This is a genomic window from uncultured Campylobacter sp. (genome assembly GCF_938031315.1).
Classification (GTDB): Bacteria; Campylobacterota; Campylobacteria; order Campylobacterales; family Campylobacteraceae; genus Campylobacter_B.
The window spans coordinates 1-1,800 of sequence record NZ_CALHHT010000275.1 but is presented as its reverse complement, the minus strand read 5'-3'; the positions used below and the strand labels follow the sequence as shown (position 1 = coordinate 1,800).

General features: G+C 47.1%; 2 protein-coding genes. Both read right to left on the bottom strand.

Annotated features, from left to right (window positions below):
• Positions 1-1,369: TonB-dependent receptor plug domain-containing protein (locus Q0236_RS06855; RefSeq protein WP_297916322.1), on the bottom strand; the 1,369-nt coding region annotated here is incomplete at its 3' end.
• An 11-nt stretch (positions 1,370-1,380) separates the two neighbouring features.
• Positions 1,381-1,800, bottom strand: a 420-nt coding sequence (locus Q0236_RS06850; RefSeq protein WP_297916320.1) for an energy transducer TonB, incomplete at its 5' end; no start/stop codon positions are given.

Below are 1,800 nucleotides of genomic sequence, written 5' to 3'. Positions count from 1 at the left end.
AATAATTCAACTCGTCGCCATCTTTTTTCATCCATCCCGCCTCTTTCGGTTGGCAGTAGTTATTGTATACCGAGCAAACGCCTTTTTCGCCGCTGAGCTGCCAGTGCATAAAATTTACGTTCGCGTCAAGGGTAAAAATTCCGTATTCGAGCGAATTATCAAGATAAAGACTTCTGAGCTTTTGTTTGCCTTGAGGAACGGAAAACGACGTTTTAAGCCCCGCATAGTCGCTATCTCCGGTAATCCTCTTATACTCGTTATTTAATAAATTTACACCGAGCGTGGATTTTAAATTCGCGCTCGCGGGGTTGAATTGAAAGGTATTGCTTAAATCAAGTATATCGGCTTTGTTTTTAAATTTCATTCCGTTTTGTAACGGCGCCCAACCGATGGTGGCATCTTTGTCGTATTTTTGCGTTGTATCGCTTACGGATGCCTTCATTTTAACGTCTATAAAATCGGAATTTGGATTAAATCTATAATCCAGCTGATAGTTGTTATTTTTTATCTTTCTTCTCGCCAGATAATTCGAATGTCCCCGATAGGACGCTATTGCGTTGTGTGCATCCCGTCCGTATTCAAATTTAAACAAATAGCTTTTCGGTTTTTGCTTGAGCGTATCCACATCTAGCGGTGCGGCGAGATCCGGTATCCCGTCGCCGTCTATATCGGGCGCGGCGTCTTCGCTTCTTACGCCGTTGCCGTCTTTGTAATTTTGCGTGCTTCTTTTGCCGCTGTATGCGAAAAGGGTGCCTATGTTCGCGCCGCTTTCGAGCTCGTCTTTTGCCGCGAGAGTGCCCATATAGCTCGGTCCTAGGCCGTTCGTGCCGTAGGAATAACGGCCTAGAAAACCGAAGATATTACCGTTTCGTACCACGTCGTCCACGCCTATCGTACGAAAATTCGCGCTTCCCATTATTCCGTTCGTCGCTCCGCGAAACGAGCCGCGTTCTACGTCTATGCCTACGAGTAAATTTTGATCTATCAGCGCTCCGTAGGACGACGTGCCTAAATTTCCGGTAAATGAATGATATCCGCCCGAATCCGCCGCCGTGCCGTAATATGTCTGAGTGACGCCGTCTACCATCGTATCGACGCGCCCGAGCCCCGTTAATCCGCGGATATTAACCGATACGCTACCCTGGGCCTGATCTATTTGCGTGTAGGTTCCCGGAAGCGCCCGCACGATACTATCGACGCTTTGATTCTGCGATTTTATATCGTCGCGAGAGCTGAGCGCGCCCGCTTTTAAAAAGCTCGATTCGCCGCTTTTGAGCTTATCCGCCGAAATTTCAAGCGTCTCAAAATCCACGTCTTCGCCGAAAAGTATGCTTATAACCGCCATACTCAATGCTGCAAATTTCCTCATACGTGCTCCTTTTAGAAATTTATCTTTTGCTCTTTGTATTTTTTGATGTTAAATTCCACGGGAAAATGAAGCGTGAGCTCATTCGAATTCGCAAAATATTCGCTCGGCGGGGTCGGAAGCGGCGAAGCGCGATAAAAAAGCTGCACTGCTTCGCTATTAAGCGCTTCAAATTTAACCCCGTTTTTCACGCTAACGTTTATAATTTTGCCGCTTGGCGAAATTTGAACTTTTACGTAAACGATACCCTCTTCGCCCTGCGCCAAAGCCGTCTGCGGATATCTTTTATGCTTATTGAGATGCGACATTACGGCGCCTTTCCAGCTTCTTTGAGCTCCGCCGCCCATGCCGCTTGAGTTGCTCGTTATGGTATTGCCGTTTCCGCTTATCGGAGCAGAAGCCGCGCCGTCTTTAGCGGCGGAATTAAAATTTGA